Here is a 22,302-nt window from a genome sequence, read left to right on the forward strand (position 1 = left end):
CGAACCCTATATAAAAGTGACGCAATCTGGAAAACAGAATACAGGAAGCACTATGTTGAAACAGACGATTTCAATCGCCGTCATGGCCTCCATGGCAACACTTGCCGGCGGCTGCGCCAGCACTCAGGAAGTGGCAAATGCCCCGGTGCCGGTCGACGCCCAGACCTTGCAGTCCAACCTCGCCTCTCAGGAAGCCAGCATAGTCAATGTGATTGCTCAGGCTCAGAATCAACAGCAACAGCATCTGGATGCCTTGAATACTCAGCTTCAGGGTTTGCAACAGCAGATGAAGAAACTGCAGCAGCCCCCCAAGGAAACCATCAAGGAAGTACAGGTGCCTGCGCCCTGCGAAGCTTCACCTATTGGCGACAAATATATTCTCGGTGAAGTCGAGAGCGTCTTTATCGATGAGCTGAATGCCAGTTTCGATACCCGTATCGATACCGGTGCCGAATCCTCTTCACTCGATGCCCGCAACATTATTCTGTTTGAGCGTGACGGCGCCCAATGGGTTAGATTCGATGTGATGATCAATGGCGCGGATGCGCCGGGAAAAACTTTCGAATCCAAGGTGGTACGTTTTGTCCGTATCAAGCAAGACGCCGATGAAAAAGACGATCGCCGTCCGGTGATCCACGCCCACCTCAAAATAGGCAAATATGCCGCCGAAACCGATCTTAACCTTACCGACCGCAGTCACCTCGAATATCCTTTGCTGCTCGGCCGCAAGTTTATGAAAGACATAGCCGTTGTCGATGTAGGCCAAGCTTACCTGCACGGCAAAGCCAAAGACTTAGTGATTTCGAGCCATAAATAGGAGCGGTAATGCATTCACGGAAACCTTTCTACCTGGTGGTAGCTCTGCTGTTTATTGTTGGGCTCAGCGCCAGTATTTATCGTGGTATTGAACACAATGTGCCCTTCCTGCCCGGTGAGCAGGTACAAAGTTGGGCTGTCGATGCCAAAGTCAGTTTTCAGGGTACGGGTGGCCCGGCAGAAGTCTCTTTCTCCCTGCCACAGGATCCGGCATTTGAAGTCTTGATGGAAAATGCCACCTCCCCGGGTTATGGCCTGACTATCAGCAACAATGAACAGGGCCGCCGCGCGCTTTGGTCGATTCGTCAAGCCAATGGCCAACAGGACCTCTATTACAAAGTCACCCTGATCCCCACTGGCCGTGAAATACTCAAGGCTCAGGAAGAACCTCTGCCTCCGGCACCTTATATCTGGTCTGCGACCGAGAAAGCCGCCGCCGAGCAGGTGATGGACGAAGCCTGGGCTCGCAGTGCCGGTAACCTCTCTTTTGCCCGTGAGATCATGCGCGCCATTGCCGGTCGCGATCGCAGTCAGAACATAGAGCTGCTGCTGTCGGCCAACTCACCCACCAAGCTGTTTGTCCATATGCTCAATAGCCGCGGTATTCCCACTCAGGAAGTCAATGGTCTGTATCTGGAAGATCAGCGCCGTCGGCAGCAACTATCCCCCTTTGTCGAAGTCTATCAGGACGGTAAATGGCACCTGTTCGATCTGGTCAAAGGCACAGAGGGCCGTCCGGAAAACATGGTGCTGTGGGAGCGCAGCGGTAAATCGGTATTGGACGTACTGGGTGGCAGCAACTCCCAGGTCAACTTCTCCATGCTGAAAGACACACGTTCAGCCCTGGCGACTTCCATAGACATGATGGCCAAAAACAACGCCATCGACTTTTCCCTCTATCAACTGCCGCTGGAAGAACAGAGCCTGTTCAAGGGTATTTTGCTGATCCCTATCGGGGTGCTGATGGTAGTATTCCTTAGGGTTATCATAGGAATAAAGACTTCAGGTACCTTTATGCCTGTGCTTATCGCCCTGGCCTTTATCCAGACCACACTGCTGACCGGCCTGATAGGTTTCCTGCTGATTGTGGCCTTTGGCTTGATGATCCGCTCCTATCTATCGCATCTGAACCTGTTGCTGATTTCGCGAATATCGGCGGTGATCATAGTGGTGATAGGCATCATAGGCCTGTTTACCCTGCTGTCGTACAAGTTTGGGCTCAGTGAAGGCCTGACTATCACCTTCTTCCCGATGATCATTCTCGCCTGGACCATTGAACGTATGTCTATCCTCTGGGAAGAGGAAGGCGCCAAAGAGGTGATGGTGCAAGGTGGCGGTTCACTCCTGGTAGCCACTCTGGCTTATCTGGCCATGAGCGCCACTTGGGTACAGCACTGGGTGTTCAACTTCCTGGGTATCCATTTGGTGATCTTGGCGCTGGTGCTGTTGATGGGTCAGTACACGGGTTATCGACTGCTGGAGCTCAAGCGCTTCAAGCCACTGGCAGGAGAATAAGATGAATTTTGCCTGGCCATGGCAGCTGCGCCGCGCTGGCGTGCTGAATATGAACAAGCGCAATATCGACTATATTGGCCGCTACAATCCGCGCAAGTTTTACAAACGGGTGGACGACAAGCTCACCACCAAGCAACTGGCGCTTGCCAATGATATTGCCGTGCCCGATCTGATAGGTGTGGTGCGCGAGCAACACGGTATCAATAGTATTCCCGAGCAGGTAAAAGATCGCAGCGGCTTTGTGATCAAACCCTCCAAAGGCTCGGGCGGCAAAGGGATCTTGGTGATCACCCATGTCGAGAATGGTCGCTTCTATAAGCCCAATGGCAATGAAGTCACCCCGAGCGAGGTCGATCGCCACGTTTCCAACATCCTCAGCGGCCTGTTCTCCCTTGGTGGCAAGCCGGATGTGGCCATTATTGAGGGCTTGATTGAGTTCGATCCCGTATTCGATGGCTTCAGCTATGAAGGGGTTCCGGATATCCGCCTGATAGTGTTCAAGGGGTTTCCTGTAATGGGAATGCTCAGGTTGTCCACCGCCGCTTCCGATGGCAAGGCCAACCTGCACCAGGGCGCGGTTGGTGTCGGCTTGGATATCGCTACCGGCCGCGGCCTGCATGCGGTGCAGTTTGACTGCCCGGTCGATTTGCATCCGGACACGGGGCGTAACCTGATTGAAATCGAGGTGCCCCACTGGGATACCTTGTTGCACACGGCCTCGAGCGCCTATGAGATGTGCGAACTGGGTTATCTGGGGACCGATATGGTACTGGATCAAAACAAGGGACCACTGCTGCTGGAGCTCAACGCCCGTCCCGGGCTTGCCATCCAGATAGCCAATGGCATGGGGATATTGCCAAGGCTGCAGCATGTGGAAAGAATGACGGGCAAACCCATGTCAGTGGAAGAACGGGTCGCTTATGCCAAGAAGCACTTTGCCAGCCGTTAACTCCGGCCTGAGTCCATCTCGCCTCAAGTCCAGGCTGCCACTGTCGGTGTTGGCGTCGCTGCTGGCATCGACTGTGGCCTCGGGCATTTCCCCTGCCCTGGCCGCGCCTGATGCCGTCCCCTTGCTGACGGCCCAATGTGTCGAATACAGCAGCAATTTTCAACCTGAATTTCAGGATCTGCAGTTGCTTGAGCGACAAACCCTCGGGCTGCACAATATCAATGACCGCCTCGGTTATTATCGGAGTTTTCCCCTGTCAGCGGCGCAGCATGAGTTGCTGTTGCAGTGTCAGTTGAAACTGGCCGACACCATGGATAGATTCCTGAGCGAACCGGCGCTGATAAGCCTGACATCCGAACTTAACCAGGATGATGAGCCACAGCTTCAGGCATTGGCCCAGAGGTTGGACTGGTTGATGCAGCAACATCTGGGCATAGAGGAAAAGGCCCGTCTTCATGGCGCCCAGGCCAGCATTCGCCAGGGAATGCGCAGTGACGATCTCAAGCTGGAGTTGGGACAATGTGCCCTGCCCGGCATGCAACAGGCTCTCAATCCCGAAGAGAATTCAGCGGAGCAGGAAGCCGCTCAATCAGCCCAAAAGCCCGGCTTTTTTGCAGTCAATATCGCCTCTTACTTGATGCAACAGGCCGATGGTGATTGTCGCGCCAAGGTTTGGCGCACTTATCAGGGCCGCGCCAGATTACGCAATCAACTGCCGCTGTCATCCGTTTTTGCCCTGAGACAAGAGCAAGCCAAGGCGCTCGGTTACCCGAGCTACAGTGATTTTATCCTCAGTTCTCAGTTGCTGAGCACGCCAAGCGATGTGGCCAAGTTTCTCGATGCCAGCACCCAAAAACTGGATTACGCCCCTTGGGATCTGGGCCGCGAGTTACAGCAGGCCCAGTCAACCAAAATGGTCGCGCTCAAAGGCTCTGAAGTACTAAAAGCCCTGTTTGACCATCTCAAACCGCTGGGATTAACCACAGAGCAGATTAACGACGACTGGCTCAGGGTGTATCACCATGGTCGGCTGCAGGGTGAACTTCTTATCAGCGAAGGCAAACACAACCGCCATAAAATGCTGCGCCGCGCCGTTGTCGGCCAACAAACCGGCCAGAGCGAGCTGGTGCTTAAGCCTCAGCAAGTGAAGCTCAAGGACTATCAGACCGCAGTTTCTTCCCTGAGCGCCGCAATAGCCCAACTCAGTGGCGGCGGCCGTTATTATCTCAACAACAGTCTGGAGTTGCCTCAGGATGGCGCCGGTGTGGGCAAAGCCTGGCTTGAGCGCTATCTGGCCGGCGCCTTTGCATTTTCACTCAAGCCGGCTCCCGGCTCTCGCGAACAACTGGCCGAAGAATACCAGCAGCAGCTCAAGGTGTTTCGTGCCAAAGTGGCCCTCGCCAGCTTTGAAGCCTTTGGCAACAGCCAATACCCACAGCTGCACAAGGCGTTTGAAGCCAGTTTTAATGGCTCCTGGCCCGAAGTCAGTGACTATAGCTACAGCTTTGGCGCCATCAGCGATCAGGGGCCGCTCTATTATCTTGGGCTCTGGCAACAGCAACTTGCCAAAGCCATAGATGTTCACACCCGGGGCTGCAACCCGGCGCAACTATTTGATCTCTTGCTGGTCAACGAATCAGCCCAACCTATGGCCGCCCGTTTGCAAAGCCTGTTTGGCGCTGCCGATGCGGCCACACTCATCCGGAGGATACGCGATGCCAATACTCAAGAGAACCGGTCAACTGACTCTTGCCCTCTGCCTGGGAGTGATGAGCAGTACGCTGGCCGCCAAGAGCCAGCCCAGCGCTGACGAGGTTTATCAACGCATTCAGCAGAATCTGGAGCAGCATCTCTACCAGCTGCCACCCAGGGTGCAGGGTCATTACGGGATCCGTCTCTATCGGATGACAGGTGACGAGCAGTACGCCAACGCCGCATTGGTGGATCTGTTTGCGGTTACTGAAGCGCAAAGCTTCTATGCCTGCCAACTGGACGACCCTGAATTTGTCAAAAGTGAATCGCTCAAGGCGATATCCCAACTGGGCAATGGCCCCCGGGCCAAGGCACGCAAAAAAGCGCTCAAACCCTTCCCCGAATTTCTGTTTTATACCGATGTGCTGCTGCGCTACGCCAGTCGCATAGATGAATTGGGATTTACCGGGCCCTGCCACGACAAGTTGCTCAAAGGGCTCAAGAGTACAGATCTGCAGCACGGCCTGACCGACGAAGCCATGATTGAAGCCTGGGCGGCGCAGCTGATCAATTATGTTTACTGGGCCAAGCAGCTTGGCGTTGGCGATTACCTGGAAGACTACAAGGCCGCCTTCAAACGTGTCTACCCTGATGCCGAGGATGACAAGCTCAGTAAGGCACAATATCGCAATAAGCTCTATGGCATGACTCACTTTATCTTCGCCGCCAGTGAATACTATCAGCACCCGGTTGATGCCAAGGAATTCGCCTGGATCCTCGACTACTTCGAAGCCAACCGCGAACGGATCCTCAGTGATGCCACCAACGACATTATTGCCGAAGTAGGAATAAGCTATCTGCTCGCCGGCAAGGGCAAAGATCATCCCATGGTGAAAGCCACCCAGGCGCACATAATCAACTCCTTCGATCCTGAAGTAGACTTTATTCGCTCCCCCAAAGGTAACCCGGCGCTGGCCCTGGGTGAACACCGTAATGTGCTGGCGATGATGCTGCTCAAATGGCCGGAAAAACTGCATAAAGGCCCCTATTTGAGTGAGCTCAAGGCGACCCGAAAATACCTGCCGATGCAGGTGACGCCACTCGAGTCGGTCAAACAGGCGACCGAGTCGACGAAAAAGGCTAAATAGTTTGAAAAACTGGCAGTTTCCACCCATGATAGGCCGAAATCTGACGAGTTTTTAGAAAATGAACAGACCCAAGTCCACATTGGAACAGTGGCGGATCCTGCAGGCCGTCGTCGACTTCGGTGGTTACGCCCAGGCCGCCGAGCAGCTCAACAAGAGCCAATCATCCCTCAACCATGCTGTGGCCAAGCTGCAGCATCAGTTGGGGATCCAACTCCTCGAAGTGCGTGGCCGCAAGGCCTATCTGACCGAATGCGGCGAAGTACTGCTTCGTCGCTCTCGTCACGTCACTCAGGCTGTGGGGGAGTTGGAGCAGCTCGCCAGCAATCTGGAACAGGGCTGGGAGCCGAGTCTGAGCATCGCCAGGGAGTTGGTCTACCCCATGGAAACCCTGACCGAGGCGCTGGCCGCCTTTCTGCCCCAGAGCCGCGGAACCCGGGTCACAGTGCGGGACACAGTGATCAGCGGCACCCAGGAGATGATCAAAAACCATCAGGTAGATATTGCGATTTGCGGTACCCCGCCCATGGGTTATATCTCTGAGCCCCTTTGCGATCTGGACTTCTACCTGCTCTGCCACCCTTCCCATCCGCTGGCGGCCCAAGTTGAAATTGAAGACGACAGAGTGCTGGCCCAACATCTGCAAATTGTGATCAAAGATACCGGCGTCAATAGTCAGCAGGAAATCGGCTGGCTCAAGGCCGAGCAGCGCTGGACCGTCAGCAACTTCCACGAAGCCAAGGTGATCCTGGCCAAAGGCATAGGTTTTTGCTGGATCCCGGCGCATCTGGTCAAGCAGGAGCTGGAAAATGGGCAATTGGTACGGCTCAGTCTCAAAGGCTCCAGCAGTCGCAAGATACTGCTCAGTCTGGTAGTGCCACAGAGAGACAAACAAGGCCCGGCCTGTAAGCTGCTGGAATCACTGATCCTGGCTCAGCATAAATCTGGCTCAGTATAAATCTGAGCTCATTATAAATAGTGAAAAACTGAGCAACTTCATATTTACCGATTATATAATTTCTAATTACGATAAAAACCAGTTGCTGTTAACAACTGGTTTTCTGTTATCAATAAATCATACCTTAAAAATCAGGCTATAACTTATAGTTTGCACCAAGGAAGAATGCACGTCCGGTAGTATCGTAATAACCGGCGCCATCATAAACATATGGGTTACGCGGCGGTGCAATATCGAACGCATTCTTCACACCGAAACGAAGAGAAAACGAATCAGTGAAGTCATAAGAACCCGTGAAGTCCCAAACTGTATACGACGGAATATCGTTATAGTTGTTGTTCTCAGGTTTCCAATCATTAGAAGCTACAGCAGAATGACGGTAGTTACTTCTCGCTTCAAGACTCAGTGCATCATATTCCCATGCAAGACTAAACATAGCCTTCCAGCGTGGATCAGTGTACTCACCAACATCAACCTGAAGATCTGCAGCAAATCCTGTAGGATTAGTTTCCCACTGTTCTAGATATGTTGCGATAACATGGATCTTGAAGTCACCAAAATTATCCGTTGGAATATCGTATATGGCTTCAATATCTACCCCCTTAACATCAAATGATGCCGAGTTAACGGGCGACTGTACGAAATCGATAATATCACCGGTAGATGCATCACGAGTAAAACGGCCACAGTAGACATTATCCAATGATTCAGAGTCGTAGCAATAACGTACTGCAGTACCGACATCAATATACTCAATAGCATCAGTAATCTCAAACGCCCAGTAATCAACGGTTAACGACAAACCTTCTATATAACTTGGGGTATAAATGGCGCCAATTGTGTAATCGTTAGAAGTTTCAGCTTTTAAATCTGGGTTACCAGCATTACTACCTGGGTGATTACTCAAGTACCACTCATCACTAGGGTTCCAACCTTGCGGTAATCCAACAGCTTGACAGTTTTTCTTACGATTAGCATTTGGACCTAATTCAACGTTGATAGCATCACATACATCGGTGAAACTTTCAAAAGTTTGCCCTGCTGGGTCAAACAATTCGCCAATATTGGGCGCCCGCACAGATTTTGACTTAGTCGCACGAATACGCAGATCTTTAATAGGAGCCCAGTTTAAGCCTATTTTCCACGCATCATCTTGGCCTGCCGTGCTGTAATCCATCCATCGATAAGCTAAATCAAGGTCTAAATCATGCGCAAGGAATGTATCTGACAATAATGGAATACTAAATTCAACGGCAAGCTCTGTAACATCATACTCACCTTTCATAGGGTTAGCCGTATTACCAAAAATAGTACCGTCGATAAGTGCTTGATCAGGTGTTGTTTCCGACTCTTCTTTACGATAATCGGCACTAAATGCTGCACTGATATATCCTGCTGGCAGCTCAAACATTGCACCATTAACGACTAAACCTGCTGTCGTTTGTGTAGTCTTCGCCGTGCGACCGGCACTGGTGCTAACCCAATCAATTGCTTCTTGGCTTGCCTGATTTTCACCAAATAGATTTAGCGGAATACATCCAGCAGCTTGTGCGTCAGGATCTCGACATACTATGCTACCATCAGCGGCGAAAACAGCGTCTTTAGCTTGGTCGTAACGATCGGCCCAAATTTCACCTCTCCAAACCGTTGTCTCATCTAGCTGACCTCGTTGGGCGTGGAAAGAGTAATCCCAGTTTTCACTGATAACACCTTCGATACCAACAAGTACACGCAGTGTTTCGCGATCTTGGTTATAAGTACGATTACCGAACTCTCTATCTATACGATAAAGGTTTAGGCTTGACATTCCTGTATCTGTCATCAACTGTCGTGCTTCATCAGTAAGGAAAGCGTTATCCGCATACAATCTATTGCTTGTATGGAAAACAGGTGTACTCTCGCCATTCGACTGATAATCTACATAAGTGATTTCAGAAAATAGTTTATGATTATCATTAATCTCATAATCAGTATTTAATGTGAACACTTTACGCTCAAGCGGCGTACGGATTTGTCCATAGTCTACAGGATCATAGCCTTCACAACTCGGTCCGCAGTAGTTACCATTGGTACCTGGACCATCAATCAAACCTTCTCCATAATCGAAGATTTTCATGTTTCCATCTTTATCAAAAGTATACTGTTGGCCATCATTAGCAAAAAATGTACCGGCCTCATTAATATAAGAAAGTGGTTTACGCCCATAATATGGAATTCGTGTAGGAGCACCTTCCGAAGTATCAGGATTATAAATACTACTTACAGGATTATTTAAAAAATCTCGGTCGGTAGGACGTAATTCTTTCTGCTTTGCATAGGTGAAATTGAAAACTGTTGAAAGTTTGTCATTAAGAAAATCGCCGCCAGCAGTAACGGAAAATTGGCTCTCTTCCCCACCACTCTGTTCTGGCTGCGTGTAAGAAGCATCAAGCTCCACACCTTGCACATCGTCACGCGTAATAATATTAATCACACCAGCGATTGCGTCTGATCCATAAACTGCAGAGGCACCTCCGGTAATGACCTCCATTCGAGCAACCATCGCGGTAGGAATGGTATTCAAATCAACCGCAGAATCGCCACTTGAGCCAGCCACAAAGCGACGACCATTAACCAAAACAAGTGTACGGTCACTACCTAAACCACGTAGGTTAGTCTTATTTAACCCGCTGGCAAAAATAGTATTATTAGAAGTTTCTGGTGAAATACCAACTGTTGATGATGGCAGTTTGTTCAAGATATCAGCAACGTTAGTGATACCCATCTCCATCATTTGCGCACCCGTAATTACTGTAATTGGCGTTGGAGATAACTCACCGATACGCTTAATTTTTGACCCAGTAACTTCGATACGTTCTATTTGTTGTTCTTCTTCTGCATAAACACCAGGGCTTGCTAACAAAGCCACGCCAGAAGAGGCAAACAAGGCCACTCTTATTGCGTTTGATACATTACTTATTGCTGTCATATTCTTCATTCCATTAGATTATTGTCACTCGAATTTCTTAATCACATCGAGTTCTCAAACATAACCACATCAAGGGGTTAACCTGACAGAAACAAAGTTACTACAATGTGACAAATAGTCAACAATAAACGCGTATGAAAAACATCCTTCGTCCAAAACCAGCACTACCAGCACTAACCGGTAGTCCCTCTGAAAAGAACAGCAACCACAATAGATATATCAAATATGTAAGGGTTGAAGGAGCTAAGGGTGTTTGCGACGGCCGGTAAGGCTGTTGGACTCAAAGGTAAATTCAAAGCGCGAAGCGCTAACGACTCTCATCCCGAATGCGCTGCGCCTGTTGCTGCTCAGCGGCTATCACATCGGCAACTGAACCCGACTCGAGCTGCAATTCGGCCTTGGGTGGACTGAAAGCCTGTTCATTCAAGGCATTTGACTGCTGCGCTATGGCGCCCATCAAACGAGACAGGCCTATGGGGAAGTTTGCAGAGTCGCCAGCCTTGGGCTCAAATGAAGACGCGGACTTTTCAGCAGCCGAATCTGCGGCTCCCAACAGGTTTTGACTCAGTTCAGGCTTTGGTGCGGCGGCAAGTCTCTGGGTTCCGGCCTCTTCTCTTGCCTGGTTATATTTACGCATCGCCTCGGCGGCAACCCGGATATCGGCCATGGAGGGATCGACAGGTGCCATCGCCGCCGCATAGACCTGTTTCATTTTCGCCATGGTCGCCAGCGGATCGCCGTTCACTACAGAGACATCTATCTGAACTTCACCTTCCACCGCGTAACGTTTGCCATCGGGTCCTTTCTCGAATTCAAATGCCGGTTGTCCGGCATGGATCCCGCCTACCGCGGCATGAGCCTGTTCATGGGAGCGCACCTGGGTATCGCGTTTCATCAGGGAGTCGATTTCCCGCTCAAGCGCCTGTTGCTCACGACTCTCACGGTTCTGCTGCTGTTTCTGTTGCGCCTCATCCGGCTTGGGTTCGGCGGAGCTTGTCGTATTCGACTCCCCGGTTGACTGACGAGCCGCCCCTTCGTCCCCTTCTTTTACTTCGCTGCCAGCCTGGCTCGATGAGCGACTCGAAGAGCTGCCGGAAGTGTTGTCAAAATCCTGCTCTGCCCCACCCATAGAGTTGGCGGAAGTATTTATGCCATTAAAAGCGGGAACCTCAGGCGCTTCTCCCGCTAAAGTCACTGGTATCGCAGGTCCGCCGACAATGTCAGCCCCTTGGCCGGAAAAGGCAGATGCTTGAGCCGATGTCCCCGCGAGCGGCATCGATGCTTGAACCTCTCCATGCCAATGGCCGGAGCTGGACAAGGCCGCGGCCCCAAGGGCTCCTTTAGTCAAACTGACAAGTGCTTCCCGCGGCGGCTTTACGGTTTGTGGCTCTGAATGTTGTGAAGCTGAACCTTGGAGCGGGCTTGAATTGACTGAGCTTGGATTGACTGAACTTGTATTGAGTGCGCTTGTATTGGCTGGGCTTGTATTGACTGGGCTTTGATTTCCCGAGCTCGGGTTTAATTGACTCGGGTTTAATGGGCTCAGGTTTATTGGGCTTGGCTTTACGCCACTTACCTGAGAGGGATTTTGACTGGCGGAGATTTTACCGACAGGGTTGGCGCTGATAGGCGATTGGTTTATGGAGCTGCCACTGCTTAAGTTGGCAATTGACGAGCTTGGCCGCTGGGACACGGCTGTTGCCGTCAGCCCCGCGCCGGCCAGCGCGCCAACCATATATTACACCTCGATATCTATGATACTGCCCAAGGTGTCGGATGCGCGTTCAATCACCTCTACTGAAGCTTGACCCTGGGCCTTGGATTCCAATGCCGATACCAATGCCGAGGTTTTGTCTGCCTCCTCAACCGGGCGGGTCGAATCGGCCTGCTGCGCAGGTGCCGGACGGGCGATATCCACTGTTGCCTGAGTCAGGCCGGACTGGGCGCTTTGCAGCCCTTGAACTCCCGCCGAAAAAGCCGATGGAATTTGCATGATTGCCCCTTGTCTGTATTGGACTGTGGATTTTCGTTCTGCGGTTAAAATCAGTTGCTACCATTTCAGCCACAGCTTTGAACAATTATTGGCCAATTCAGTGCAAATGTACAGCCCGAAAGGTTCATGCACCTTGATGGGTTACCGCAAAAGAGGCGCCTGCGAGCCAGCTCGCGTCCCAATCTTTCCACACAGGTTGCATGCCTTGTGCTCGAATGGCGCTGACCACCTCAGGGACGGTTCGCTCATCACTTATCTGGAACTGATCCAGCTGCAACTTGGGATTGCTGTAACCACCTGGCTCTGTTGAGCTGGCGGCACTCACATGGGTGATCCCAAGAGGCAATAGATTGTCCCTGAGTGAGGCGCTCTCCCGGGTAGAGAGACTCAACTCCAGCGCCGGGCTGAACAAGCGCATGGCGCAGATTAGCTGTACCAATCCGGCATCATCCAGAGTCACAGCCGGCGTTACTCCGCCAACGCAAGGCCTGAGCCTTGGCAGCGATACGCTGAAGCGGCTACGCCAGTACTTTTGCTGCAAATAGTCCAGATGCAATCCCATCAGTGCCGAGTCCAGGCGCCAATCATCCAGCCCGAGCAAGACCCCCAGGCCTATCTTGTCGACCCCGGCCCTGGCGGCTCTGTCCGGTGTATTGAGCCTGAAACCAAAGTCCTTTTTATTGCCTCTGAGATGATGGCGGTCATAGGTGGCGGGCTGATAGGTCTCCTGATATACCATCACGGCATCCAGCCCCTCATCAACCAGGCGTCGATAACCCGCTTCTGCGAGGGGCTGCACTTCAATCGCCAGATAGCTGAAGTCCTGCTTGAGCCTCAAAAGCGCCTGGGCAAAATATTCCAGCCCTACCTTGGTTTCATGTTCGCCGGAAACCAGCAATACAGAATCAAAGCCGCGCTGCTTGAGAATGGCAATTTCAGCATCCAGTTCGGCCTGGCTTAGGGTCTTGCGGCGAATTTTATTGCTCATGCTGAAACCGCAGTAGTCGCAATCATTGGCGCATAGATTGGAAACATAGAGCGGCGCATAGAGACCTATGTTGGCGCCAAACTTCTTGCGGGTGAGCGCAGCAGAGAGCTGCGCCATAGGCTCGAGAAATTCCCGGGCCGCCGGTGACAAGAGAATGGGCAAGGCCGAGGGATTGTGCGCTATCGTCTCGGGCCGCGCCAGACAGCGCTCAACCTCGGCAGCGCTGACACTGGCAATAGCAAGGCGCAGTAGATCTCTGTCGATAGCGGTAAAACGCTCAAGAAAATCAGCCATGGTTTTCTCCCAGATTGAGAAACCCGGTCAGCGGACTGGTGTTTTGGGCCCGATTGCTGATGGTCCCGAGTCCGGCAAGATAGGCCGCTCGCCCGGCGCGCACCGCATCTTTGAAGCAGCCCGCCATGGTCACGGGCTCCGAACTGGCGGCGATGGCAGTATTGACCAGCACGGCATCGGCGCCCAACTCCATCGCCCGCATCGCCTGAGACGGCGCGCCGATCCCGGCATCCACCACCACAGGCACATTGGCCTGCTCTATGATGATCTTCAAAAAGGGTTCTGTGGCCAGCCCCTGATTGGAACCTATGGGACTGCCAAGCGGCATCACGGCGGCGCAGCCGACCTCTTCGAGGCGCAAGCACAACACGGGATCGGCATGCACATAAGGCAGAACAGTGAAGCCTTCGGCGCACAAGACCCGGGCCGCTTCCAGTGTTTCTACCGGATCCGGCAATAGATAACGGGGATCCGGATGGATCTCCAGCTTCAATAGTTGGGTGCCCAGCATCTCCCGTGCCAGCTCGGCGGCAAAAATTGCCTCCCTGGCATTGCGAGCCCCGGCGGTATTGGGCAGCAGCTGCACGCCGCGCTCTTTGAGCGGTGCCAGCAATTCATCACTGCCCTGGTTAAAATCGAGCCGCTTCATCGCCACAGTGACCAACTCGGCGCCGCTGGCCACGAGCGAGCGTTGCATCAGCTCTGCCGAAGCAAACTTGCCGGTGCCGCCAAATAGCCTGGATTGAAATTCAAACTCGCCAATTTGCAACATATCAACCTCCGGCTACGGCGGAAAACAGCTCGAGACAGTCTCCGTTTTGACATTCAAGCATTGGCCACTGAGATCTGGGCACTACGGCGCCATTACGCACCAGCGCCACGCTGCCAGGCGCTATTTCACACCATTCGAGCAGCTGTAACAGCGTCATAGCCTCAGGCAACTCTTTGACTTGATTGTTTATCTTAATTTGCATCGCAATTCTCCTCACGGCTAAGCTCAGAGCCCCCTGTCATAAATTGGGCTTGTGTTTTATGTCCAGCCTGAGTTTGGGTTTGACAGCAAAGACATGCCGGGTCGGCGCAAAGCGCAGCCTCACGCACGCTTAAGGTTCGGCAATCCAAGCTGATGAGCCGCCCCAGGGTGCTGCGCTCTCCAAGCAGAGTATTGATGGCTGCCAGCGACTGCATCGCCGCCAGGGTTTGCACCGCAGGACCCAGCACCCCCATGTCGCGGCAGCGCCCCGAGCCTGTGCTATCCCGAGGGAACAGGCATTCATAACAGCCCGCCTCGGGGTTAAGCCAAGGGGCGGTATGACACAATAGGCCGGAATCGGCGCTGATCGCCGCCGCAATCAGCTCTTTGCCCAGCTTCACACAGGCTTGATTAAGGTTATGACGACAAAGGAAATTATCGCTGGCATCCAATACCAGTGACGCCTGGCGAATAAGCTCCGCGCTCTTGGGGCCAAACAGTTCGGGCTCAATCTCAATCAGGCAGTTTGGATAATCGCGCGCCAGCTTTTCCTTGGCCACGTCGACCTTCAAACGGCCGATATCCTGCTCGTTGTAGAGCAGTTGCCTCGGCAGATTACCCAGCTCGACAATATCGGGATCGATAAGAATGAGACGCCCTACTCCGGCGGCGGCCAAAGAGTGCGCCAGATGATGGCCAAGGCCTCCGAGCCCCACTATGGCGACCGTCTTTGCCCGTAAGGCGAGCTGCCCCGCTTCTGAGACTCTGGGCAGCAGCAACTGGCTACCGTAACGGATAAAGTCGCGGTCGCTCAGCCCGGCATAGTCCTGAACTCCAGTATTTTCCTGCTCAGCTGCACCTTCCTGAACCCCGACATCGTCCTTAAGCCCGGCATTTTGTTGAGCATAGCTAATCCCGCTTGCAATCGTGGCTGCTCGCCCTAACCAGCTTTGTGTCAGGCGCCTGAAGGCCGTTACCGGTTCGGCGGCCTCGGTAATGGCCCGCACCACGGCGACATTGGCCACTCCGGTATGCTTGACGGCATCAAGGTTATGCTCGTCAATGCCGCCAATGGCGACCGTCGGCACCAAGGAGCCGAAAGTTTCGCTATAGGCGCCAAGGCGCGCCAGTCCCTGGGGCAGAGATGGCATCACTTTGGTTGTGGTGGCAAAGATATGCCCGAGGGCCAGATAACTGGGCCTGTAGCGTAATGCAAGCAGCGCCTCGAAATAACCGTGACTGGATAACCCCAGCGCCAGACCGGCCCCTTGAATGGCCTCAAGGGATGCCTGGCTGAGATCCTCCTGGCCCAAGTGCACACCAAAGGCACCGTGGGCAATGGCCTGTTGCCAGTGATCATTGATAAACACCCGCGCCTGGTATTGGCGCCCGAGCGCGATGGCGCGAATGATCGCCTGCTCGGCGCTCGAGCCGGGCAGCACTTCCTCCTTGAGACGCAATTGAATAGTGCGGCAACCTGCCTTGAGTAAGGCTTCCAGCAATTCGACATCGGCCACGACCGGGTAGATACCCAAATTATGGGGCAGCGTTTTGAAGCCTTCAGCACTAACGCCTTTAACACCAACACCTTTAGCACTAACAGCATCAGCAGAGGTTGGCGCTGCAAGCCAAGGGGCACCGAGCACCTGGGCTGGGTTGGCCCAGGGATAATCCTCTAGCGGCCAGATGACAGGCATAAGCTCGGCGGCCAGACAAGCCCCGGGCCGACCTAAGGGGCCGGGACCACGGCCTACCTGATAGCTCTGCGCCAAGGCGCCATTGATATAGGCCTTGGCCAGGATTAGGGCATCGGGCAAGATCCAGTCGTGGGCCAGAAATGCCGCTATGGCACTGGATAACGTGCAGCCGCTGCCATGGTTATTACTGGATGCTTGCCTTGGGCTCGCCAACACAAACCCCTGCCGTTGATGCAACCCGGAGCTGTGAGGTAAGTCTTTAAAAAGCAGTAAGTCTTCTGCCAGGCCGCGCGCGATCCCCGCCTCGAAATCCCCGCCCTTGGCCAAGAGATGGCAAGGCAGTTCGTTTGCCAGGCAAGTTGCCGCATCTTGCCAGGAAGGAAAGTCATGAATATCGCTGCGACTCAGCAACGCCAGCTCATGAATATTCGGGGTCAGCACAGTGGAAAGCGCCGCCAGCGGCCGGTAATCCAGCCGCGCTGCGCCCATTGCAGTGCTCTTTGAGAGTGCATCGCCGCAACTGGCGACCATGACGGGGTCGACCACCAAAGGAACATCAGGCAGGTGCCGAGCCAACCAGTCACAAAGCAGCTGCAGCTGCGCTTGATTGGCTAGCAAGCCGATTTTTATCGCCTTGGGCGGCAAGTCACCGAGAAGAGCATTGAGCTGCGCCAGCAACATATCCTCGCTCACCGCCTCGGTTAGCGTCACTGCCACACTGCTTTGGGCGGTCAAAGTGGTGATGACAGAGCAGCCATGACAGCCAAGATTGCTCAAGGTGGCCAGATCGGCCTGGATCCCGGCGCCGCCGCCACTGTCTGAGCCGGCTATGCTCCAGACTATCGGCCTTTTATCAGCCGACATTTCAGGCTTCCTCTTCATAGCGTGTAGCCTCTGGCTCGGGATTGGACTTGGGCTTGGGATTGGACTCGGACAAGGACTTTTCACTTGCCGTAGCCGGATGATACAGGACGCTGCCAGCGGCCTTGAACTGCGCCGACATCCGCGCCATCCCCGCCTCGGCATCCAGTACTTCCAGCGGCTGTGCCGTCAGTTCTTCAGCCTGCACAGGCTCGGTTTGGCGCTCTGCCGAGTCTGCCCCTGACGAATCCCCCGAAGTTACCTGAGATGCTGCCAGAGACACAGCCAAAGACGCAGCATAGTCGCGTACATCCTGGGTGATTTTCATCGAGCAGAATTTGGGGCCGCACATGGAGCAGAAATGCGCCACCTTGGCAGATTCCTGAGGCAGGGATTCATCATGGAACGCCCGGGCAGTATCGGGATCCAGCCCCAGGTTGTATTGATCTTCCCAGCGAAACTCGAATCTGGCCTTTGACAACGCATTGTCGCGCAGCTGGGCACCTGGATGTCCCTTGGCGACATCGGCGGCATGCGCCGCAATTTTGTATGCAATAAGCCCTTGTTTAACGTCTTCCTTGTTGGGCAAACCCAGATGCTCCTTGGGGGTCACATAACAAAGCATGGCGCAGCCGTACCAGGCAATCATCGCCGCGCCTATGCCAGAGGTGAAATGATCATAGCCGGGCGCAATATCCGTGGTCTGGGGCCCCAAGGTGTAGAAAGGCGCCTCATCACAGTACTCAAGCTGCTTGTCCATATTCTCCTTGATCAGCTGCATAGGAATATGGCCCGGCCCTTCGATAATGGTCTGCACATCGTATTCCCAGGCGATTTTCACCAGCTCGCCCAAGGTTTCCAGCTCGGCAAACTGAGCCTCGTCGTTGGCATCGGCAATCGAGCCGGGGCGCATGCCGTCACCGAGCGACAGAGACACATCATAGGCGGCGCAAAGCTCACAGATGTCGCGGAAATGGCTGTAGAGGAAGTTTTCCTTATGATGGCTCAGGCACCACTTGGCCATAATGGAGCCGCCACGAGATACCATACCTGTCACCCGATTGGCCGTCATGGGCACATAACGCAGCAAGACCCCGGCATGAATGGTGAAGTAATCCACTCCTTGTTCGGCCTGCTCTATCAGGGTGTCGCGAAACACTTCCCAACTGAGATCTTCGGCAATGCCGTTGACCTTTTCCAGCGCCTGATAGATGGGCACAGTACCTATGGGCACAGGCGAGTTGCGCACTATCCATTCGCGGGTTTCGTGGATATAACGGCCGGTGGACAGATCCATCACCGTATCGGCGCCCCAACGGGTGGCCCACACCAGTTTTTCCACCTCTTCCTCGATGGAAGAGGTCACCGCCGAATTACCGATATTGGCGTTGACCTTCACCAAAAAGTTACGGCCGATAATCATAGGCTCAGCTTCCGGATGGTTGATGTTGGCGGGAATAATGGCGCGGCCACGAGCCACTTCGCTGCGAACAAACTCAGGGGTTATCGGCGTGGCAACTATAGCGCCAAAGGCTTCTCCTTTGGCTTTGCGGGCCAGTTGCGGATCTTTGGCAAGCGCTTCGTTGGCCCGGGCCATATTTTCACGAATGGCGATATATTCCATTTCAGGAGTGATAATGCCGGCGCGGGCGTAATGCAATTGGGTCACCCGCTTACCCGGCTTGGCCCGGCGCGGTTTGGGCAAAGCGTCGAATCTCAAATGATCCAGCCCTTCATCCGCCAGCCTCTGCTGGGTAAAACTGGAGCTGACCGAAGTCAGCTCTTGCGTATCATCACGCTCTAAGATCCAGCCCTGGCGCAGTTTATCCAGGCCCTGGCGCACATTGATAGCCGCGTTGGGATCTGAATAAGGGCCGGCACAATCATAAACACGTACGGCGGGATTGGGTTCAAATTGCTCACTGCCATCTTGGGTTGGTATTCGGGTGTCTGTCTGCCTGATTTGGCGCATGGCAACCTGAATATCGGCCCGGGAGCCCTGAACAAACAGCTTCTGTGAATTGGGATGCTGCAAGGGTTTAAGGTTATCGATAAAGGCCTGGGCGGCCTCACGGGTTTGACGACGATTGGATTGACGATTTGACATAAGCAAGCTCACTCTTTTGGAAAATGAAATTGCTTGTCAGGAGAGTTGAATAATAAGCGGCGCAAGCTGACTGGTTAAACTCCTTGATTTGGAGTCCTCCTCCGGCGGTGTTGGCAGACTGACCTCGTGGTTTCAGGTCAGTTCAATGTCCGCTTGAGAAGCCAGATATCGCCTCGGCTCTTTAAAGCCTTTGGCATAGATTTTTGCTCGCAGTGGCTGCGGTAATGCTGCAGCTGAATGCTTGTTTCCTTCGCAGGTGCTAGCCTGATCAGGTTCAACGGATCCCGAATAAACGGTCTCAGCCCAGAGGGCACTCCGACAAGATTGCTGCCGAGTATAAGCACAAGCCGAAGCGGGAAACAAGCCCAATGACAAAATGTGCCGCAGGATTGAATCCATTAAAATCACAACTTAATCATTTGAATTAAATGGAAATAATCAAAACAATTGAACAATCAATTTATTTCAAATCAAATAAATTGATTGCAAAACTCACTTACCAAGCCGCTTTAAACGGCTGGCCACCGCCTCCTTGAGCGCTTTTTCCATCTCTGTCTGACCGCACTTAAATGGGAAACCCAAGTTTTCGGCATAGGGATTGAGCGGAGTCGGCACCTTGACGACCCGATAGCAGGTATCACCATCCTTGACGATACGGTTGGGGTCGAGCGGCAGATCCAGACTGGCCACTTTATTGAAATCATCGGCGTCATTGACCCAAAGCACCTCCATCTCCCCATCCATTTCACTGAGGCTCTTACGTCCCGTGGCCTTATCCGCATATTGCTGTGATAATTGCTGCAGCGCCTGCTGTTGAGAGTGTTGCAGTACTTTTCGGGCAGACTTTAATGCGCTTGAACTGAAGTCCAGCTGGGCTTGCTCTGCCGGCTGCGATCTAAAGTCATTTGCTCGCTCTGGCGCAGGTACGGCTGCATTTTTCGTTTTTTCAATGACTCTACCAATAGGCTTAACGCTTTGAGCCTGAGTCTTGGGAATGCTTTGCTCATTCTGGTTTTGAACCCTGCCTTGTGGAGTTTTTTGCTCGGTTTTTTGTGACTCAGAACGGTTGCTTGAGTCAGCTTTGTTAACCTCTATCGCTTCCTTGGGCTGGGTTATTGCTTCTTCCTCCAAGGCTTCCGGCGCTGGCGTTAACTGTTTTGGGCTGGGCTGACTGAAATACAGATAGGATTGCAGCGCCTTGGGTTTGGCAGGCTCTGTCACCACTCTTTGCCATTCGGCCTGCTGCCAAAACCAGGATAACCCCAGCAATAGTACTAAGTGCGCGGCTCCCGCCGCAGTCCAACTGCTGAAGGCGTTGCCCTTTGCCTCACCATCCCCCTGCTCTGCTTTTTTAGCCATGCCAACTTGCGCCAGGCATTGGGGTTGAAACCCAAGCTGTTGAAAAGGCGATTGGGCAAAGAAAGGGTCAATCGAATGTGATTGAGAATGGCTTGGTTGGCAGGAACAGGGATTAATGATTTCATCCAGACCAAGCTCAAAGGCAGGATCCCTACCCGGGATGCTGATGCTCAAGCTTGCCATTGCCGCCGAGCTTTCGTCTCGGCTGGCAATAAACTTTTCTGGAAGAGAAGGCATAAGCCGCTGATTTATCCGTCGCTGAATGTAAACTCAGTGTTAGAGGAAAACCCTCGGCAAAAAGTTCATTCCCTTGTTGAATAAGCTAGTTGAATAAGCCAGTTAGGTAACAAACTTAAGCTCAAAAGAGACAAGCTCAAGCCCGGTCAAGTAACGGGGTAACAGGTTTAGTGTCAATAACAACTGAAATGCCACTGGGATACCGGGCCTTGGGTTGTTAAGATGCAACTCCTAAAGGGTCAGTAGCAAACAGAGAATAAGACTTTCACAGTTAGTAGCAAAAAATAGTTGGCATCAAAAAACTTCAGCGAACACTTGTACACTTTTATCTAGCCATGGTGCTACGGCGCTGTTAGACTCACTTTCAATGAGGTCGAACCAGAGAGTCAATCATGCCAAACAGCAAAGCCCCAGCAGCCGAAGCCCAGTTCAATGGCCAGTTTTCCGCTGGATACAGTCTGAATGAAGAGATAGCCAATGCCGTCAGCCATGGTTTGGGGGTGATTGCCGGCACTCTGGGGTTGGTGCTGATGTTGCTCAAGGGCTGGCATTCGCTGGATGCCATTCAGTTAACAGGTGTAACCATCTATGGCAGCAGTATTATCCTGCTGTTCCTCTGCTCGACCCTGTATCACAGCATTCCTCACCCTGTGTGGAAACGGCGCCTCAAGATGCTGGATCACTGCGCCATCTATCTGTTAATCGCCGGAACCTATACCCCGCTGATGTTAATTACTTTGGCCAATGCCCAGGAAGAATGGGTGCTGATAGCCATCTGGTCGTTGGCATTGGGGGGAATAGTGTTCAAGAGCTGCTTTATTCACAGATTCAAGGCGCTGAGCCTGGTGCTGTATCTGGCCATGGGCTGGCTCTGCGTCGCCGTGTTGCCTGAGCTTATCGATAACCTGTCAACTGCCGGGTTCAACTTGCTGTTGGCCGGGGGGCTGAGCTACAGCTTGGGTGTGATCTTCTACGCTACCAAGGCAATTCCTTTCAATCATGCCATCTGGCATCTGTTTGTGTTGGGCGGCGCCGTTTGCCATTTCCTGTGTGTTTATCTGACGGTGATCTAACGCAGGCGGATAGACTTAACTCAGCGCCGCCGTAGAGAGACGGCTTCCGGCTTGCTGTGCTAACTCTAGTGCAGCTAGGCCGGAGCTCTTATCTCAGCCTGCCATTGATTAAACTCACTGAGTAACCGCCTGGCGGCGATACTATAGTCTCCCCCCAAGTCTTGCCAAACAGCCGCAATACATTCCAAGGTACATAACCCGCCCTGGCGCTGATTGCGCCGCAAGCGAAACGCCGAGTCCTGCTCTGTTTGCAGCTCGACTCTGGCAAGCGACTGTAGATAGGGGCTTTGGCGATACATCTTGCCGGCCTCCTGCCAGGTTGCATCGAGTATGACCAGCGAATTTAGCGGCTTCCCTAATTTCAGAGCAGCTTTCTGAGCGGCTTCCTGAGCAGCGTCTTGAAGCAATGTTGCGTCCTGAGCCGGGCTTTGGTTTGGGCTTTGGCTTAAGTTTGGGCTTTCATTTACAGCTTGAGTTCTAGAAGTATTTTCTTCGGTTTGCGGATAGAGTAAGGCTGTTCGCCCCAAAGACAAGTGCTCCATTAACCAAGCATCCGGGGCTTTACGCGCCCACAATACCCGCTTACAGAGAGTCGGATAAGCATTAAGCGCCAGGGTGGCTGTGTTACTGGCTCGATTCAGCTCTCTTTCATGGGTCAGCAGGATTATTTTCACAGG

General features: G+C 53.0%; 17 protein-coding genes and 1 riboswitch. Of the genes, 7 read left to right on the forward strand and 10 right to left on the reverse strand.

Annotation, left to right across the window (positions count from 1 at the left end):
* Positions 1-52 precede the first annotated feature (52 nt).
* The 6 genes from ACSHSR_RS11150 to ACSHSR_RS11175 are packed head-to-tail and all read left to right on the forward strand — an operon-like array spanning position 53 to position 7,075.
* Positions 53-817, forward strand: coding sequence for an ATP-dependent zinc protease family protein (locus tag ACSHSR_RS11150; protein WP_037436565.1), 765 nt, complete (start codon positions 53-55; stop codon positions 815-817).
* An 8-nt stretch (positions 818-825) separates the two neighbouring features.
* Positions 826-2,331, forward strand: a complete 1,506-nt coding sequence (locus ACSHSR_RS11155) for an inactive transglutaminase family protein (protein ID WP_028779244.1) — start codon at positions 826-828, stop codon at positions 2,329-2,331.
* Position 2,332: 1 nt separating this feature from the next.
* Positions 2,333-3,280, forward strand: coding sequence for an alpha-L-glutamate ligase-like protein (locus ACSHSR_RS11160; RefSeq protein ID WP_025009688.1), 948 nt, complete (start codon positions 2,333-2,335; stop codon positions 3,278-3,280).
* On the forward strand, positions 3,252-5,090 hold the full coding sequence (locus tag ACSHSR_RS11165; RefSeq protein ID WP_208184735.1) for a M3 family metallopeptidase: 1,839 nt from the start codon (positions 3,252-3,254) through the stop codon (positions 5,088-5,090). Before ACSHSR_RS11160 ends, ACSHSR_RS11165 begins: the two co-directional genes overlap by 29 nt.
* Positions 5,050-6,120 carry a DUF3541 domain-containing protein gene (locus tag ACSHSR_RS11170; protein WP_243891887.1) on the forward strand — a complete coding sequence of 357 codons (1,071 nt, stop codon included), beginning with the start codon at positions 5,050-5,052 and terminating at the stop codon, positions 6,118-6,120. The genes ACSHSR_RS11165 and ACSHSR_RS11170 overlap by 41 nt, the downstream gene beginning before the upstream one ends.
* Positions 6,121-6,178: 58 nt before the next feature.
* Positions 6,179-7,075, forward strand: coding sequence for a LysR family transcriptional regulator (locus tag ACSHSR_RS11175; protein WP_025009685.1), 897 nt, complete (start codon positions 6,179-6,181; stop codon positions 7,073-7,075).
* Positions 7,076-7,211: 136 nt separating this feature from the next.
* On the opposite strand, the gene ACSHSR_RS11180 is transcribed toward ACSHSR_RS11175, so the two are convergent.
* From ACSHSR_RS11180 to ACSHSR_RS11220, 9 genes are all read right to left on the reverse strand, one after another.
* Positions 7,212-10,043 carry a TonB-dependent receptor domain-containing protein gene (locus ACSHSR_RS11180; RefSeq protein ID WP_025888108.1) on the reverse strand — a complete coding sequence of 944 codons (2,832 nt, stop codon included), beginning with the start codon at positions 10,041-10,043 and terminating at the stop codon, positions 7,212-7,214.
* A 307-nt stretch (positions 10,044-10,350) separates the two neighbouring features.
* The gene (locus tag ACSHSR_RS11185; protein WP_479631494.1) at positions 10,351-11,778 is read right to left on the reverse strand and encodes a putative metalloprotease CJM1_0395 family protein; all 1,428 of its coding nucleotides are present in this window, start codon (positions 11,776-11,778) and stop codon (positions 10,351-10,353) included.
* A gap of 3 nt (positions 11,779-11,781) precedes the next feature.
* Positions 11,782-12,036: a hypothetical protein gene (locus tag ACSHSR_RS11190; protein ID WP_025009680.1), complete on the reverse strand. Its 255-nt coding sequence runs from the start codon at positions 12,034-12,036 to the stop codon at positions 11,782-11,784.
* Positions 12,037-12,160: 124 nt separating this feature from the next.
* Positions 12,161-13,318, reverse strand: coding sequence for a 2-iminoacetate synthase ThiH (gene thiH / locus ACSHSR_RS11195; protein WP_144216261.1), 1,158 nt, complete (start codon positions 13,316-13,318; stop codon positions 12,161-12,163).
* Positions 13,311-14,090, reverse strand: coding sequence for a thiazole synthase (locus ACSHSR_RS11200; RefSeq protein WP_219011920.1), 780 nt, complete (start codon positions 14,088-14,090; stop codon positions 13,311-13,313). Before ACSHSR_RS11200 ends, thiH begins: the two co-directional genes overlap by 8 nt.
* 1 nt (position 14,091) lies before the next feature.
* Positions 14,092-14,292: a sulfur carrier protein ThiS gene (thiS, locus tag ACSHSR_RS11205; RefSeq protein ID WP_156019760.1), complete on the reverse strand. Its 201-nt coding sequence runs from the start codon at positions 14,290-14,292 to the stop codon at positions 14,092-14,094.
* On the reverse strand, positions 14,282-16,852 hold the full coding sequence (gene thiE, locus ACSHSR_RS11210) for a thiamine phosphate synthase (RefSeq protein ID WP_479631495.1): 2,571 nt from the start codon (positions 16,850-16,852) through the stop codon (positions 14,282-14,284). Before thiE ends, thiS begins: the two co-directional genes overlap by 11 nt.
* A gap of 1 nt (position 16,853) precedes the next feature.
* Positions 16,854-18,956 carry a phosphomethylpyrimidine synthase ThiC gene (thiC, locus tag ACSHSR_RS11215; protein ID WP_479631496.1) on the reverse strand — a complete coding sequence of 701 codons (2,103 nt, stop codon included), beginning with the start codon at positions 18,954-18,956 and terminating at the stop codon, positions 16,854-16,856.
* A 228-nt stretch (positions 18,957-19,184) separates the two neighbouring features.
* Positions 19,185-19,284: riboswitch (TPP riboswitch) on the reverse strand.
* Positions 19,285-19,448: 164 nt separating this feature from the next.
* Positions 19,449-20,315 carry a hypothetical protein gene (locus ACSHSR_RS11220; protein ID WP_144130918.1) on the reverse strand — a complete coding sequence of 289 codons (867 nt, stop codon included), beginning with the start codon at positions 20,313-20,315 and terminating at the stop codon, positions 19,449-19,451.
* A gap of 629 nt (positions 20,316-20,944) precedes the next feature.
* On the opposite strand from ACSHSR_RS11220, the gene trhA reads away from it, so the two are divergent.
* Entirely contained in the window at positions 20,945-21,625 is a 681-nt protein-coding gene (trhA, locus tag ACSHSR_RS11225) for a PAQR family membrane homeostasis protein TrhA (protein ID WP_044734430.1), read from the forward strand.
* A 74-nt stretch (positions 21,626-21,699) separates the two neighbouring features.
* Here trhA and ACSHSR_RS11230 read toward each other — a convergent pair whose 3' ends face one another.
* A complete protein-coding gene (locus ACSHSR_RS11230; protein ID WP_044734429.1) occupies positions 21,700-22,299 on the reverse strand; it encodes a tRNA-uridine aminocarboxypropyltransferase in 600 nt (199 codons plus the stop codon).
* Positions 22,300-22,302 lie beyond the last annotated feature (3 nt).

The sequence above is a fragment of the Shewanella sp. VK101 genome (genome assembly GCF_056497865.1).

Bases quoted from the DNA above. Each gene is read 5' to 3' on its own strand.
- ACSHSR_RS11165 (WP_208184735.1), top strand. From the start codon at position 3,252: ATGCCAAGAAGCACTTTGCCAGCCGTTAACTCCGGCCTGAGTCCATCT.
- trhA (WP_044734430.1), top strand. From the start codon at position 20,945: ATGCCAAACAGCAAAGCCCCAGCAGCCGAAGCCCAGTTCAATGGCCAG.
- ACSHSR_RS11180 (WP_025888108.1), bottom strand. From the start codon at position 10,043: ATGACAGCAATAAGTAATGTATCAAACGCAATAAGAGTGGCCTTGTTT.
- ACSHSR_RS11220 (WP_144130918.1), bottom strand. From the start codon at position 20,315: ATGGCTAAAAAAGCAGAGCAGGGGGATGGTGAGGCAAAGGGCAACGCC.
- ACSHSR_RS11185 (WP_479631494.1), bottom strand. From the start codon at position 11,778: ATGGTTGGCGCGCTGGCCGGCGCGGGGCTGACGGCAACAGCCGTGTCC.
- ACSHSR_RS11160 (WP_025009688.1), top strand. From the start codon at position 2,333: ATGAATTTTGCCTGGCCATGGCAGCTGCGCCGCGCTGGCGTGCTGAAT.
- thiE (WP_479631495.1), bottom strand. From the start codon at position 16,852: ATGTCGGCTGATAAAAGGCCGATAGTCTGGAGCATAGCCGGCTCAGAC.
- thiH (WP_144216261.1), bottom strand. From the start codon at position 13,318: ATGGCTGATTTTCTTGAGCGTTTTACCGCTATCGACAGAGATCTACTG.
- ACSHSR_RS11155 (WP_028779244.1), top strand. From the start codon at position 826: ATGCATTCACGGAAACCTTTCTACCTGGTGGTAGCTCTGCTGTTTATT.
- ACSHSR_RS11170 (WP_243891887.1), top strand. From the start codon at position 5,050: ATGAGCAGTACGCTGGCCGCCAAGAGCCAGCCCAGCGCTGACGAGGTT.
- thiS (WP_156019760.1), bottom strand. From the start codon at position 14,292: ATGCAAATTAAGATAAACAATCAAGTCAAAGAGTTGCCTGAGGCTATG.
- thiC (WP_479631496.1), bottom strand. From the start codon at position 18,956: ATGTCAAATCGTCAATCCAATCGTCGTCAAACCCGTGAGGCCGCCCAG.
- ACSHSR_RS11190 (WP_025009680.1), bottom strand. From the start codon at position 12,036: ATGCAAATTCCATCGGCTTTTTCGGCGGGAGTTCAAGGGCTGCAAAGC.
- ACSHSR_RS11200 (WP_219011920.1), bottom strand. From the start codon at position 14,090: ATGTTGCAAATTGGCGAGTTTGAATTTCAATCCAGGCTATTTGGCGGC.
- ACSHSR_RS11150 (WP_037436565.1), top strand. From the start codon at position 53: ATGTTGAAACAGACGATTTCAATCGCCGTCATGGCCTCCATGGCAACA.
- ACSHSR_RS11175 (WP_025009685.1), top strand. From the start codon at position 6,179: ATGAACAGACCCAAGTCCACATTGGAACAGTGGCGGATCCTGCAGGCC.